The 13,898-nt window shown below is 67.1% G+C and carries 13 protein-coding genes; 2 read left to right on the forward strand and 11 right to left on the reverse strand.

The annotated features are described in order from the left end of the window. The first annotated feature begins 439 nt into the window (after positions 1-439). Entirely contained in the window at positions 440-2,278 is a 1,839-nt protein-coding gene (locus FAB82_RS06925; RefSeq protein WP_136533812.1) for a phosphoenolpyruvate carboxykinase (GTP), read from the forward strand. Between the two features lie 74 nt (positions 2,279-2,352). Further along, positions 2,353-3,123 carry an isoprenyl transferase gene (locus tag FAB82_RS06930; RefSeq protein ID WP_136533813.1) on the forward strand — a complete coding sequence of 257 codons (771 nt, stop codon included), beginning with the start codon at positions 2,353-2,355 and terminating at the stop codon, positions 3,121-3,123. Positions 3,124-3,129: 6 nt separating this feature from the next. Here FAB82_RS06930 and FAB82_RS06935 read toward each other — a convergent pair whose 3' ends face one another. The 11 genes from FAB82_RS06935 to FAB82_RS06985 form a co-directional block, all read right to left on the reverse strand. Then, positions 3,130-3,513 (reverse strand): type II toxin-antitoxin system VapC family toxin, encoded by a 384-nt coding sequence (locus FAB82_RS06935; RefSeq protein WP_168801456.1) that lies wholly within the window; start codon positions 3,511-3,513, stop codon positions 3,130-3,132. Next, on the reverse strand, positions 3,510-3,746 hold the full coding sequence (locus tag FAB82_RS06940; protein ID WP_136533815.1) for a FitA-like ribbon-helix-helix domain-containing protein: 237 nt from the start codon (positions 3,744-3,746) through the stop codon (positions 3,510-3,512). The genes FAB82_RS06935 and FAB82_RS06940 overlap by 4 nt, the downstream gene beginning before the upstream one ends. Before the next feature lie 98 nt (positions 3,747-3,844). Continuing rightward, entirely contained in the window at positions 3,845-4,399 is a 555-nt protein-coding gene (locus FAB82_RS06945) for an isochorismatase family protein (RefSeq protein ID WP_136533816.1), read from the reverse strand. A gap of 91 nt (positions 4,400-4,490) precedes the next feature. Beyond that, positions 4,491-6,167, reverse strand: coding sequence for an aa3-type cytochrome oxidase subunit I (gene ctaD / locus FAB82_RS06950; protein WP_136533817.1), 1,677 nt, complete (start codon positions 6,165-6,167; stop codon positions 4,491-4,493). Positions 6,168-6,415: 248 nt separating this feature from the next. Then, a complete protein-coding gene (locus FAB82_RS06955; protein ID WP_136533818.1) occupies positions 6,416-6,814 on the reverse strand; it encodes a roadblock/LC7 domain-containing protein in 399 nt (132 codons plus the stop codon). A 16-nt stretch (positions 6,815-6,830) separates the two neighbouring features. Beyond that, entirely contained in the window at positions 6,831-9,317 is a 2,487-nt protein-coding gene (locus FAB82_RS06960) for a sensor histidine kinase (RefSeq protein WP_136533819.1), read from the reverse strand. A gap of 91 nt (positions 9,318-9,408) precedes the next feature. Then, positions 9,409-10,758, reverse strand: a complete 1,350-nt coding sequence (locus FAB82_RS06965; protein ID WP_136533820.1) for a TrkH family potassium uptake protein — start codon at positions 10,756-10,758, stop codon at positions 9,409-9,411. 1 nt (position 10,759) lies between these two features. Beyond that, positions 10,760-11,440 (reverse strand): potassium channel family protein, encoded by a 681-nt coding sequence (locus FAB82_RS06970; protein ID WP_136533821.1) that lies wholly within the window; start codon positions 11,438-11,440, stop codon positions 10,760-10,762. A gap of 256 nt (positions 11,441-11,696) precedes the next feature. After that, a complete protein-coding gene (gene ehuA / locus FAB82_RS06975) occupies positions 11,697-12,509 on the reverse strand; it encodes an ectoine/hydroxyectoine ABC transporter ATP-binding protein EhuA (RefSeq protein ID WP_281276876.1) in 813 nt (270 codons plus the stop codon). Further along, the gene (locus FAB82_RS06980; protein ID WP_136533822.1) at positions 12,490-13,158 is read right to left on the reverse strand and encodes an amino acid ABC transporter permease; all 669 of its coding nucleotides are present in this window, start codon (positions 13,156-13,158) and stop codon (positions 12,490-12,492) included. The genes ehuA and FAB82_RS06980 overlap by 20 nt, the downstream gene beginning before the upstream one ends. After that, on the reverse strand, positions 13,158-13,895 hold the full coding sequence (locus tag FAB82_RS06985) for an amino acid ABC transporter permease (RefSeq protein ID WP_136533823.1): 738 nt from the start codon (positions 13,893-13,895) through the stop codon (positions 13,158-13,160). The genes FAB82_RS06980 and FAB82_RS06985 overlap by 1 nt, the downstream gene beginning before the upstream one ends. Between the last annotated feature and the right edge of the window lie 3 nt (positions 13,896-13,898).

Here is a 13,898-nt window from a genome sequence, read left to right on the forward strand (position 1 = left end):
TCCGTACTCGGGCCGAACTGGGTGTGCAGTGAATCCTGTAATACCTCGCCCCGCCGTGCGCCGGAATGGGCGAAACCTGGCGCTGTTCGCCCCAGTAACCCATTCGAGACGGCGATCTAACGCGCTCGTTCGCTGCGCGAAACAGATCGCTTTAGTTGGGGGAATGAGACCAATTCATTACATCGTGCTCGATGCTGCTCGGTCACGCTGAAAACACCGATATATATGCTTGTTTCGAGCTTGAATAAGCACGTTGTAGGTATCCGCAGGCGGAGTCCCTGTTCAACTGCTCCCTCTTCGATCATGAGTTCCTGCGCGGAAGCGTGCGCTCACGTAGCGTCCAAGACACCGGCCGGGGCCCTGAACCTGCCCGCGACCGGCACTGCCCTCGACGGTGAAGCATGCGAGCCGTCAATGAGCACCAGACGAAGGAGCGACAGTGAGCGCACAAGTCACGACCGCCGCCGAACCCGCCACCGGGCTTACGAGCCCGCCCACCCGCCACGCGCGACTGCTCGCCTGGGTCGCCGAGATCGCCGACCTCACGACCCCCGACCAGGTCGTCTGGTGCGACGGCTCCCGCGCCGAGTGGGAGCGCCTGACCGCCGAACTGGTCGCCTTCGGAACCCTCGAGCCCGTTCCGGGCAAGCCGGACTCGTTCATCGCCCGCACCGACCCCGATGACGTCGCGCGGGTCGAGGAGCGCACCTTCATCTGCTCGGTCGATCCGGAGGACGCCGGGCCCACGAATAACTGGACCGCGCCGGACTACATGCGCGAGACCATGACCGACCTGTACCGGGGTTCGATGCGCGGGCGCACGATGTACGTCGTCCCGTTCTGCATGGGCTCGCTCGAGGCCGAGAAGCCGATGTTCGGCGTGGAGATCACCGACTCGGCCTACGTCGCGGTCTCGATGCACATCATGACGCGCATGGGCGCCGAGGCGCTCGAGAAGATGGGCGAGAACGCGGACTTCGTGCCGTGCCTGCACTCGGTCGGCGCGCCGCTGGAACCGGGCCAGGCCGACGTGCCGTGGCCGTGCAACGAGACGAAGTACATCTCGCACTTCCCCGGGGACCGGGAGATCTGGTCGTTCGGTTCGGGCTACGGCGGGAACTCGCTGCTGGGCAAGAAGTGCTACTCGCTGCGCATCGGCTCGGCGATCGGCCGTGAGGAGGGCTGGCTCGCCGAGCACATGCTCATCCTGCGTCTGACCAGCCCGGAAGGGAAGGTCTTCCACGTGACCGGCGCGTTCCCCTCGGCGTGCGGGAAGACGAACCTGGCGATGCTGGAGCCGACGATCCCGGGGTGGAAGGTCGAGACGCTCGGCGACGACATCGCGTGGCTCCGCTTCGGCGAGGACGGCCGGCTGTGGGCCTCGAACCCGGAGTACGGCTTCTTCGGGGTCGCCCCGGGCACCGACTACAGGACCAACCCGAACGCGATGCGCACCATCGAGAAGGGCCACACGCTGTTCACGAACGTGGCGCTCACCGAGGACGGCGACGTCTGGTGGGAGGGCATGGGGGAGCCCCCGGCCCACGCCACCGACTGGAAGGGCCAGCCCTGGACGCCCGATACGGGGACGCTCTCCAGCCACCCGAACAGCCGCTTCTGCACGCCGATCCGGCAGTGCCCGGTGCTGGCCGACGAGTACGACGACCCGCGGGGCGTCCCGATCGACGCGATCCTGTTCGGCGGCAGGCGGGCCGACACGATCCCGCTGGTGACGCAATCCCGCGACTGGGTGCACGGGGTCTACATGGGCGCGACGCTCTCGTCCGAGACCACGGCCGCCGCGAAGGGCAAGGTCGGGGTCGTGCGCCGCGACCCGATGGCGATGCTGCCGTTCATCGGCTACAACGCGGCCGACTACTTCGGGCACTGGATCGAGATGGGCAAGGCGGCCGTGGACGAGGACCTGATGCCGAAGGTCTTCTACGTCAACTGGTTCCGCCGCGACGACGACGGCAAGTTCCTGTGGCCGGGCTTCGGCGAGAACTCGCGGGTCCTGAAGTGGGTGACCGAGCGCCTCGACGGCACGGCCGAGGCGGTCGAGACCCCGATCGGGTACTGCCCGACGCCGAACTCGCTCGACGTCTCCGGCCTGGGCATGAGCGACGAGGACCTGGAGGCGGCGCTGAAGGTCGACCTCGACGAGTGGACCGCCGAGATCCCCCTCATCGAGAGCTGGTTCGCCCGCTTCGGCGACAAGCTCCCGGCCACGCTCTGGAGCGAGCTGGACGCGCTCAAGCACCGCCTGGGGCTGGAGTAGTCGGGTGTTATTAACCGAAAGGTCACAACCCTCGGGGCCGGGACGCTGCACGTCCCGGCCTACAATTGCTCGTTGTGGCGATCTCGAACCTGCTCTACCGCATTTACGAACGGCGTCTGACCCGTGAACTGGTCGGCGACGCCGCCCTGCCCCGCCATATCGGCGTCATGGTCGACGGCAATCGACGCTGGGCGCGCGACATGGGATACACCGACCCCAATGACGGCCACCGGGCCGGGGCGAAGCACATCGAGCGGTTCCTGGGCTGGTGCGATGAGCTCGGCGTCGCTCACGTGACGATCTACATGCTCTCCACCGAGAACCTCGAGCGCCCCGCCGACGAGCTCGATCCGCTGCTCGACATCATCTGCGACCTCGCCGTCGAGCTGGCCGGCGACGACCAGCCGTGGCGCGTGGGCATGGTCGGCGCGCTCGACCTGCTCCCGACCGAGCACCAGAAGCGCCTCAAGCACGCCCAGCAGCGTGCCGCCGGCAAGCAGGGCATCCAGGTCAACCTGGCGATCTGCTACGGCGGCCAGCGCGAGATCGCCGACGCGGTGCGCTCGTACATGCTCGAACAGGCCGCGACGGGCGCGAGCCTGGAGCAGGTGGCCGAGTCCATCGACGCCGAGGGAATCGCGGGGCACCTCTACACCGCCGGCCAACCCGACCCCGACCTGGTCATCCGCACGTCGGGGGAGCAGCGGCTGTCCGGTTTCCTGCTGTGGCAGTCGGCCTATTCGGAGTACTTCTTCTGCGACTCGAACTGGCCGGACTTCCGCCGCGTCGACTTCCTGAGGGCGGTCCGCTCCTTCGCCACCAGGGACCGCCGCTTCGGCAAGTAGTCGCGCTCAATAGAGACGGACTTCGATGGTTCTCGATCCGCGTTCGATCTTCGCGTCGGTGGTCACCAACGGGCATCCGAGATACTCCGCCAGCGCCACGTAGCTGGCGTCGTAGGGATTAAAATTGTCCTTCAGGTCCCAGGCCCGGCGACCTGTAACCGACTCGGGGTATCGCACGAAGGGCAGGGTTTCCTTGATCATGATCGCTCCTTCTGCGCGGGTTCGGATGATCTTGCCACCCAGCAGCATTCCGCGAAGCGCGTTCCGAAACTCATAGTCGATCAAGTGTGGAACGTGCAGCTCTTGACCTACGAGTTCCTGGTCGAGGCCCGGCCGGTCGTCGTGGCCGATCGTCGCTTCGATGAGCGCCGAGTTGTCGAGGACGATCACGATTCGCGGATTCTGCGGATCTCTTCCATGATGTCCTCATGGCTCGCACCGCCGCCGAGCTCGCGTAGCGCCTTAAGGCGTTCCAGAAGATCATCTGGGCTCGGGTGTGAAACGGCCTCGGCGAGGATCTGTCCGGCGTAGGTCGATAGGGACTGCCGGGCGCGGGCGGCCCGGGCCTTGAGTTCGGCGACGACTTCCTCATCGAGATCGCGGACTTGCAGGTTCTTTGGCATCGTGCTCTCCAATGACATACCCGGACGGTACCAATCTCGATGGTACATATACGGGACGTGCAATGGGCGTGTCGTCTATGTTCAGCGTCACATTATGGTCAGGCTAGGGTGACGCCGGCCCGCGTGAGCTCGTCTAGAGCCTTTGCCCTGGTCTCTTCCGCCACTGCCGCGGTGTAGTCGAGCAGGACCGTGGACTTGAAGCCCTCGGTGGCCGCGTCGAGCGCGGTGGCCCGGACGCAGTGGTCGGTGGCGATGCCGACGACCTCGACCTCGGTGACGGCGCGGGCGCGCAGCCACTGGGCCAGGCTCGTCTCGCCGCTCGATCCCTCGAAGCCCGAGTACGCGGCCTCGTAGGCGCCCTTGTCGAAGACCGCTTCGGCGAGCGAGGCGTCGAAGTCCGGGTGAAAATCCGAGCCGGGGGTGCCGACCACGCAGTGGGGCGGCCAGGAGTCGAGGAAGTCGGGTTCGGCCGAGAAGTGCGCGCCGGGGTCGATGTGCCAGTCGCGGGTGGCGACCACGTGGTCCCAGCGCCCCGCTGAGTCGTTGATGAGTTCCGTGACCGCACGGGCCACGGCAGCACCTCCCGCCACGGCGAGCGATCCGCCCTCGCAGAAGTCGTTCTGCACGTCCACCACAATCAATGCCCGGCTCATGTCCCCGATCCTAGTGATATCGAGGCCTCGGTAACAGGGGCTGGCAAGGAAAAAGCCCGGGAGCTCGGCTCCCGGGCTTCGTCTTGCGGCGTTAGTGGCCTTTGACTTCCTTGACCAGGTGGCCCCACTTCTCGTCGAAGACGGGGCGCTCCGAGCGGATGCGCGGAAGGCGGTCGAAGTTGCGCAGCGGCGGCGGGCAGGAGGTGGCCCACTCCAGCGAGCCTCCGTAGCCCCACGGGTCGTTGGTCTCGACGATCCGGCCGGCCTTCCAGGACTTAAACAGGTTCCAGATGAACGGCAGCGTGGACAGGCCCAGGATGAACGCGCCGACCGTCGAGATCATGTTCAGCGTCGTGAATCCGTCGCCGGCCTGGTAGTCGGCGTAGCGGCGGGGGAAGCCCTCGGCGCCGAGCCAGTGCTGGACCAGGAAGGTGGTGTGGAAGCCGATGAAGGTCAACCAGAAGTGGACCTTGCCGAGTCGCTCGTCGTACATGCGTCCGGCGACCTTCGGGAACCAGAAGTACACGCCGGCGTAGACGGCGAACACGATGGTGCCGAACAGGACGTAGTGGAAGTGCGCCACCACGAAGTAGGAGTCCGAGACGTGGAAGTCGACCGGCGGGCTGGCCAGCAGGACGCCCGAGAGGCCGCCCAGCAGGAACGTCACCAGGAAGCCGACGCTGAACAGCATCGGGGTCTCGAACGTCAACTGGCCGCGCCACATGGTGCCGATCCAGTTGAAGAACTTGACGCCGGTGGGCACAGCGATCAGGAAGGTCATGAGCGAGAAGAACGGCAGCATGACCGAGCCGGTGGCGTACATGTGGTGGGCCCACACCGCCATCGACAGGGCCGCGATCGACAGCGTCGCGTACACTAGGGTCTTGTAGCCGAAGATGGGCTTGCGGCTGAAGACCGGGAAGATCTCGGAGACGATGCCGAAGAACGGCAGGGCCACGATGTACACCTCGGGGTGTCCGAAGAACCAGAACAGGTGCTGCCACAGGATGGCGCCGCCGGTCTCGGAGTCGAAGACGTGCGCGCCCAGTTGGCGGTCGGCGACGACGGCGAGGAGGGCGGCGGCCAGGATCGGGAACACCAGGACCATGAGCAGGCTGGTGATGAGGATGTTCCAGGTGAGGATCGGCATCCGGAACATGAGCATGCCCGGGGCGCGCATCGTCACGATCGTGGTGATCATGTTGACCGCGCCGAGGATCGTGCCCAGACCGGAGATGGTCAGGCCGACGAACCACAGGTCAGCGCCGATGCCGGGGGAGTTGATCGCGTTCGACAGGGGCTGGTAGGCGAACCAGCCGAAGGCCGCGGCGCCGCCGGGGGTGATGAAGCCGCTGACGGCCATGATCGAGCCCAGCAGGTACAGCCAGTAGGCAAAGGCGTTCAGGCGCGGGAACGCCACGTCCGGGGCGCCGATCTGCAAGGGCACCAGGTAGTTGCCGAACGCGAACACGATGGGCGTCGCGAACATCAGCAGCATGATGGTGCCGTGCATGGTGAACAGCTGGTTGAACTGCTCGGACGAGACGATCTGGAGGCCGGGCTGGAACAGCTCGGCGCGGATCAGGAGCGCGAGGATGCCGCCGATCGCGAAGAACGCGAACGACGTCACGAAGTACAGCAGCCCAATCTGCTTGGCGTCCGTGGTGCGCAGCGTCCGGGCGAGCCAGGAGCCCTTGGGTTCGCGACGCACCGGCCAGGGCCGCGCAACGATGGGCGTGGGTTCGACCTTGGGTTCAACCGTGGTCACCGGTGGGCCTCCAGATTTCTATTACCAGGTAGCGAACGCAGAATAGCCTCCCGATCGCCCGCACGTGCGGAGGGCCGGGCGTCAAGCGGCGTTTCCGAGCGTCACTCACTCATCGGCGTTCGGTGGTTGTCGCAGGTGGAGAGTGCAACACCGGCTTCGGCCGTCGGACGCCGGAGCGGCCGCCCCGAGGGACGGCCGGGCACAGGTGAGCAAAGTCCCAGAGGAATGGTCGTCAATTGGGGAGGTCGTCAGGCGCGCGCGTCGGGTTCGAGGGCGGCGTAGACGCGCTTGACGAGCAGCGCGGTCTCGTAGCCGACCTGGCCGAGGTCGCAGCCGGCGTTGGCCAGCACGGCCACCTGGGCGCGGTCGCCGACGGCCATGAGCAGCAGTACGCCCTCGTCCATGTCGATCACGGACTGGCGGATGCGGCCGGCATCGAGGACCTTGGCCGCGCCGGTGGTGAGGCTCGCGAGCCCCGAGGTGATCGCGGCGAGCTGGTCGGCCCGATCGGTCGTCAAGCCCTGGGAGGCGGCGATGGCGAGGCCGTCGACGGAGACGGTGAGCGCCTCGGAAACGTCAGGCACTTTCTCCACGAAGGAGGTGAGGAGCCAGTCGAGGTCGCCGACGTTCTTTTCCTTGGTGTCCATCTCGCTGCTTTCTACGTTATTGGCGCTGTTCGTGTTCCGATGCGGCCGCGATTCCGGAAGCGAATCCGGTCAAGCGGTCGCGGATCTCTGCGGGGTCCAGGTCGACCCCGTTGCCACTCGGACGGGAACCGGGTACGGAGCCGGGAAGCAGCTTCGATCCGGGCGCCCGGCGCGGCAATGCCGAACCGTTCTCCCTGCCGGTGGATTCGAGTGCTCTGTTCACCTTCCTGAAGGTAACATCCACCGGCTCGCCGCCGGGCCCCGCAGTGGCCGGGGCCGAGGTTGCAAGCGTAGGCGTCACGGCACCAGGAGTGCCGGTGGCGCCGCGAGAACGACCCGCTTGAGGGATGCTTCCGGAGCGCGCGGGCACCGGGTCCGGCTCGCCGAACGCGTCGCCGGCCTTGCGGGGCCTGGGAACGATGGGTTCGGTCGCCCCGGCGGCCGCGCCGTCGGTGCCCGTCCCGGTGATCGGCAGGTTCGCCGCTCGCGCCGACAGGGCCAGCCGCGCGGCGGCTCCGCCGCCGTGCTGCGGGACGAGCCCGACCGGGTCCTCGGCGTGGGCGGCGGCGGGGATGCGCACCAGCGCCAGCGTGCCCTTGCCCATCGTCGAATGGAGCTGGACGCTGATGGCGTGCTCGGCGGCGAGCCGCCCGACCACCAACAGGCCCATGGTGGCCGTCAGTTCGGAGTTCAGCTGGGTCGGCTCGGCCAGGCGGCGGTTGATCGCCGACATCTGGTCGGGCCCGAGGCCGATGCCGTCGTCGGCGATGGAGATGACGATCTCCGAGCCCGAGCGGCGGGAGGTGACCCGGACGGCCTGCGTCGGCGGGGAGTAGGACGCGGCATTGTCGAGCAGCTCGGCGAGGATGCGGACGACGTCGCCGGCGGGCTTGGTGTCGAGGCGCGCCCCGACCTGGTTCTCGACCACGACCCGGCCGGCGTCCTCGATCTCGGAGACGGCGTCGCGGATGATCGTCTCCACGTCCGAGGGGTGGTTGTAGCGCCGCTGCGGGTCGCCGCCCGCGAGCAGCAGCAGGTTCTCCTCGTTGCGGCGCATGCGCGACAGCAGGTGGTAGACGCTGCGCCACTCGTCGGGGATGCGGGAACCCCCGCTGTCGTCCACAAGGGATTCCATGACCTGCTGCTGGCGCCGGATGAGGCTCTGGCCCCGGCGGGCGAGCGTCTTCATCATCGCCTCGACGTCGATGCGCAGCAGCGCCTGGTTCGCGGTCTGGCGCAGCGCCTGGTGGTGGGCGGCGCTGAAGGCCTCCGCGAGGGAGTCCAGCTCGTCGGAGTAGCGCGAGTCCGTGGCGATGACCGTCTGCTTCTTGGCGGACTGCAAGAGGCGGTCGACATCGTCGGCGTTGCCCGCCTGCGAGACCGCGGCGACGGTCTTCGGCAGCGTGTCGTACGCGGCGGTCAGGGTCGCCTCGCGGACGCCGTCGACGCGCAGGCTGATGCGGCGGGCCAGCATGGCCGCCGAGATGATCGCGGTGAGCGACAGGGCGATGATGAGCGCGAACGTGGTCAGCAGCGTCCGCGTCGAGGACTGCCCGAGGTCCTCCACGTCCTGGCGCAGGTACATCATCGCGGTGTTCGTGGTCCGGTTCCACGAGTCCACGATCTCGCCCTGCGCGGCAGAGAACTCGGGGGGCGAGATCGTGGGGATCGAACCGTTGAGGTAGATCCCGAGCGCCTCGCTCGCGGACCTCGGCCCGTCGCCCTCGGCCAGGTCCTGGAAGGCGTCGATGACCTGATCGGAGGCGTTGTTCTGGAAGTCGGTGAGCTGTCGGTCGTAGGCGCCGGCCCGGACGGCCACGTTGCCCAGCGTCTCGCGGTCGACCGTCAGCGCCTGTTCGACGGCGATGAACGCCAGGTCGGCGGTCACCCGGAACTGGATCTCGGCGGCGAGCCGGCCGAGTTGCATGGCCGAGGCGATGGAGTCGAGCTGCGCGGAGATCCGCGCGTCGTTCACCAATGTGGGCAGTAGCGACGAGAGCTCGACGATCTTGTCGGCGATCGCCGTGTACGTGCCGAAGGCGCCCAGGACCTCTTCGCCGGAGAACTCCAGCTCCCCGGCGGCGAGGCCGTCCAGCGAGGTACGGGCCGCGCCCAACTCGTCGGCCCGTTCGAGCAGGTCCTCGATCTCCGAATCCAGCGACGGGAAACGCGTGGCGGCCGTGCTCCCGACGGACTCGAAGTCGTCGATCGCCTCATCGGTGTCCGCCCGCGCCGCGGCGGCGTCGAACCCCTCCATGTCCTGCGTCAGCACCGCCTCGAGGAACGGACCGCCCTCGTTCTGGTGGCCGTCGAGGACCCGGTTGAGCGAGCCGGCCAGATCCGCCAGCACCTCCGCGTCACCCGAGTCCTGGTACTGGTCCCATACAGTGACGGTCTGGAACAGCCCGAGCACGAGCATGCCCATGAGCGCCGCCGCGATCGGCAGCATGAGCTGCATGCGGATCGGGAGCCTACTGGTGCGCTGCCGGGCTTTACGGGACATCGGGGGGCGTCCTTTCCTAAGCGACGATCCGCGCTGCGGCGTGCTGGTGACCATCTTCGCTTGTGCAGGGGTACGGGCTCGACCGGGGGGCTCAGCCGACCAGCGGACGCCCTTCGGGATAACGGTACAGCCGCTGCCTCGTGCGCATCGCCAGGGACGTCGCCAACAGCACCGGCCCGATCCTGCCGACGAACATAAGGAACACAATGAGCAATCTGGACGGTGTGCTCAGGTCGGCGGTGATGCCCGTCGACTGGCCCACGGTGGCCAGAGCGCTGGTCACCTCGAACATGATCTCGTGCAGCGCGAACTGCGGCTCGAACATCTGCATCGTGACGATGGCGGCCGCGTTGGCGGCCACATAGATCAGCGCGATCGTCAGCGACTGGCGGATGACGGCGACGCTCAACCGGGTGCGGAAGGCCGAGGCGTCGGGCTCGCCGCGCACCTCGGACCAGATGACCCACAGCAGCACGAAGAACGTCGTGACCTTGATGCCGCCGGAGGTCGAGGCCGACCCGCCGCCGATGAACATGAGCACGATCGAGGTCAGCAGGGAGTGCTCCTGCATCGCACCGACGTCGATGGAGTTGAAACCGGTGGTGCGCAGCATGGCCGACTGGAAGAACGCCGGCCAGAGCTTCTCGTGCCAGCCCATCGGACCGAGCGTGGCGGGGTTGGACCACTCGAAGGCCAGGAACACGACCATGCCGCCGGCGAACAGGATCGAGGTCCCGGCGAGCGTCATCTTGGTGTGCAGGGTCCATTTACGCCGGCCCCAGCCGCGCCGGGTGAGCTCGAAGATCACCGGCATGCCGAGCGAACCGATGATGGAGGCGGCCGCGACCGGGCCGATCACCCACGGGTCGTTCACGAACCCCATGAGGGAGTCGGAGAAGAGGCTGAAGCCGCCGTTGTTGAACGAGCTGACCCCGTGGAACAGGCCCTGCCACATCGCCTCGCCGGTCGGCATGCCGTAGTGGAAGTGGAATCGCAGCGTCAGAATCACCGCGACGGTCAGCTCCACGAGCCCCGCGACGACGAAGGCGCGCAGGATGACCCCGCGCAGGTCGCCGAGGCTGACCGAGGTGTGCAGCTCGGCCTGGGCGATCAGGCGCGAGCGCAGGCCGAGCTTCTTGGACACCAGGAGGCCCAGGAACGCGGCGCTGGTCATGATGCCCAGGCCGCCGACCTGCATGGCGACCATGATGACGCCCTCGCCGAACATCGTCCAGTGCACCGGGGTGTCGAGGGTGACCAGCCCGGTCACGGTGATGGCGCTGGTGGAGGTGAAGAACGCGTCGACCCAGTGCGTGGAACCCGGGTCGGCCTGCGCCACCGGCAGCATGAGCAGTCCGCCCGCGGCCAGGATGACCACCACGAACGTGATGGGCACCAGGCGGATCGGGTGCCGGGCGATTCTCGCGAAGAGCTTGGACATATCAGGTGGTGGAGGCGAAGGCCTCGACCTTTGTGGTCGCTCCAGAGACGATGAGGGTGTCGCCCTCGGCGACCACCGTTTCGGCCGTGGCGTAGGTGAAGTCCTCTCCGGTCTTCTTGACGCCCACGACGGTCACGCCGTACTTCGAGCGCAGCCGGGAGTCGCCCAGGCGCTTGTCGACCGCTTCCGTCGGCGCCTTGGTCTTGACGATCGCGAAACCGTCGTCGAACTCGATGAAGTCCATCATCTTGCCGCTCACCAGGTGTGCGACTCGCTCACCCATGGCCGCCTCGGGGTAGACGACGTGGTGCGCGCCGGTGCGGTGCAGGATCTGGCCGTGCTTGGCGTTGATGGCCTTGGCCCAGATCTCGCGGACGCCGACCTCCTCGCACGCCAGGACGGTCAGCACGCTCGCCTCGATGTCAGTGCCGATGGCGACGACGACGTGGTCGAACTCGCCGAGGCCCAGCTGCGCGAGCACCGCCGATTCGGTCGAGTCGGCCTGCACGACGTGGGCGAGCGACTCGGCCGACCGCTGCACGATATCGGCGCGTTCGTCGATGGCCAGGACCTCGTGGCCGAGGCGGGTGAGGGAATCGGCCACGGCCGAGCCGAAGCGGCCCAGGCCGATGACGGCCACGGCTTCCTCGGGGGTGACTTCGCCTCTACCGAACAGATTCATCGGCTCGCTGGCTCACTTTCTGGCTACTAGGTCTGGCGACTGAGTCTGGGTGCCGGGAGTCGACACGAAGTTAGATTCTGCCACTCACGCGATGTGACCGCATCCCATACCCAGCGGCTTCGCTCGGGCGCGAGACCGAGCCGAGGAACCGGGCCACGTTCTGGACGCAAAAAAATGAGGGGGACGGCCTTAAAACCCCTCTGGCCGTCCCCCTCGAACACCCCTAACACTCTCCAAGGATGGAGGAGCATTCAGTCTACTCCGAGCGCACGGCCCTGAGGAAGTCCTGAGTGCGTTCTTCTCGGGGATCGCCGAACATCGCTTCCGGCGCACCCTCTTCCACAATGACTCCCTTGTCGAACATCATGATCCGGTCCGAGACGTCGCGGGCGAAACCCATCTCGTGGGTCACGATGAGCATCGTGATGTTGGTCGAGGACGCCACGTCGCGCAGGACGCCGAGCACGTCGGCGACGAGCTCCGGGTCGAGCGCGCTGGTGACCTCGTCCAGCAGCAGGATGTCGGGGTCCATCGCCAGGGCGCGAGCGATCGCCACGCGCTGCTGCTGCCCGCCCGAGAGCTGGCTGGGGTAGTTGTCGACCTTGTCGGACAGGCCCACCAGGTCGAGCAGCTCCTTGGCCTTGGCCGCGGCCTCGTCCTTGGAGCGCTTGAGGGTGTGGACCTGCGCCTCGGTGACGTTGCGCATGACGGTCATGTTGGGGAACAGGTTGAACTGCTGGAAGACCATGCCGATCTTCTGGCGGGCCTGCCGCAGGTGGCGCTCGTTCGCGACCACCAGCTTCCCGCCCTTGTCCATGTGGGAGAAGGGCTCGCCCTCGACCCACATGACGCCGCCGTTCTCCTCCGGGTGCTTGACCGGGGTGATGTGCTCCAGCGTCATGAGCAGGCGCAGGATCGTGGTCTTGCCCGAACCCGAGGGTCCGATCAGCGTGACGCGCTCGGCGGGGGCGATGTCGAAGCTCAGCCCGTTCAGCACGTTCAGGTCGCCGAAGGACTTGTTGACCCGGTCGAAGCGGATAATCGGTTCATTAGAAGTGGGACTTGGCAAGACGGTTCTCCAATCTCCGCGCTGCGACCGCCACCGGGTAGGAGGCGGCCAGGAACAGGATTCCTGCGATGGTGTAGCCCTCGACAACGCCGGTGTAGTTCTGGCCCTGGTACTTCTGGGCTTGGGCGATCATCTCCAGCACGCCGATGGCGAACAGCGTCGGGACCTCTTTGAACATGGCGATGACCCAGTTGGCGACCGCCGCGGTCGAGCGCCGCAGCATCTGCGGCAGGATGATCGCGCCCCACACCCGGTGGGTGGGCAGGCTCAGCGCTGTCGCGGCCTCCCACTGGCCCTTCGGGATCGCTTCGATCCCGGCCCGGTAGGACTCCGAGGTGTAGGAGGCGTAGTGGACGCCCAGCACCGCCGAGCCGACCGCGAAGGCGGTCCACTCGGGGTTGATGTACAGGCTCGTGGCGGTCCAGACGAACAGCACCTGCACCAGCAGGGGGGTGTTGCGGATGAACTGGAAGAAACCGGAGAGGACGCGCTTCAGCCACGGAGGGCCGCTGCGCTCGCCGATCGCCACCAACAGGCCCAGGAGCACGGCGATGATGCCGGCGACCAGGGTGACCTGGAGAACGACCAGGAAGCCATCCCAGATGGCCGGGAAGATCTCGACGACGGTCTCGTTGTTCCACTCTTGCATCAGGCCGCACCTCCCCCGCCGGCGGCGGCCGCCGGCGCGTCGATCGCTCGGTTCTTGGGAAGCTTCGCGTCAATGCCGACGCCCCGCTTGGCCTTGCGCTCCAGCGCTCGCATCCCGTTCCAGATGAGCCAGGCCAGCACGAAGTAGATGACCAGGATGAGGGCGAGGTGCGGCAATTGATTGACGCCGCCGCCCTGTCCGCCGATGAGGGTGGCCATTCTGGTGATGTCGGTGACGCTGATGAGCGAGACCAGGGCGCTGGCCTTGAGCAGCATGATCGCGAAGGAGCACAGCGAGGGGATCATCTCGGGCCAGGCCTGCGGGAGGATCACCAGCCGCATCCGCTGAATCGGGGTGAAGTTCAGCGCGGTGCAGGCCTCCAATTGTCCCTTGGGGACCGAGGCGATGGCGCTCCGCACCACCTCAGAAGAGTAGGAACCGTAGTTGAGGGCGAGCGCGATGATCGCGGCGGCGATGGCGTAGTCGAACTGGATGCCCAGGATCACCGGCATGGCGATCGCGAACCAGAACAGCTGCACTACGACCGAGGAACCGCGGAAGAACTCCACGACCACGCGGGCCGGGGTGCGCACCACCAGGTGCTTCGAACTCGTCATGAGGCCCAGTGCGAACGCCACGAGCAGCGCCAGGGCCGCCGAGGCGACGGTGACCTGAATGGTCACCAGCAGCGGCTCGGCGTACCTGGGCAGCGAGTCAATGACCGCTTGAAAGTCCATGGG

Source organism: Glycomyces buryatensis (assembly GCF_004912275.1).
Classification (GTDB): Bacteria; Actinomycetota; Actinomycetes; order Mycobacteriales; family Micromonosporaceae; genus Glycomyces; species Glycomyces buryatensis.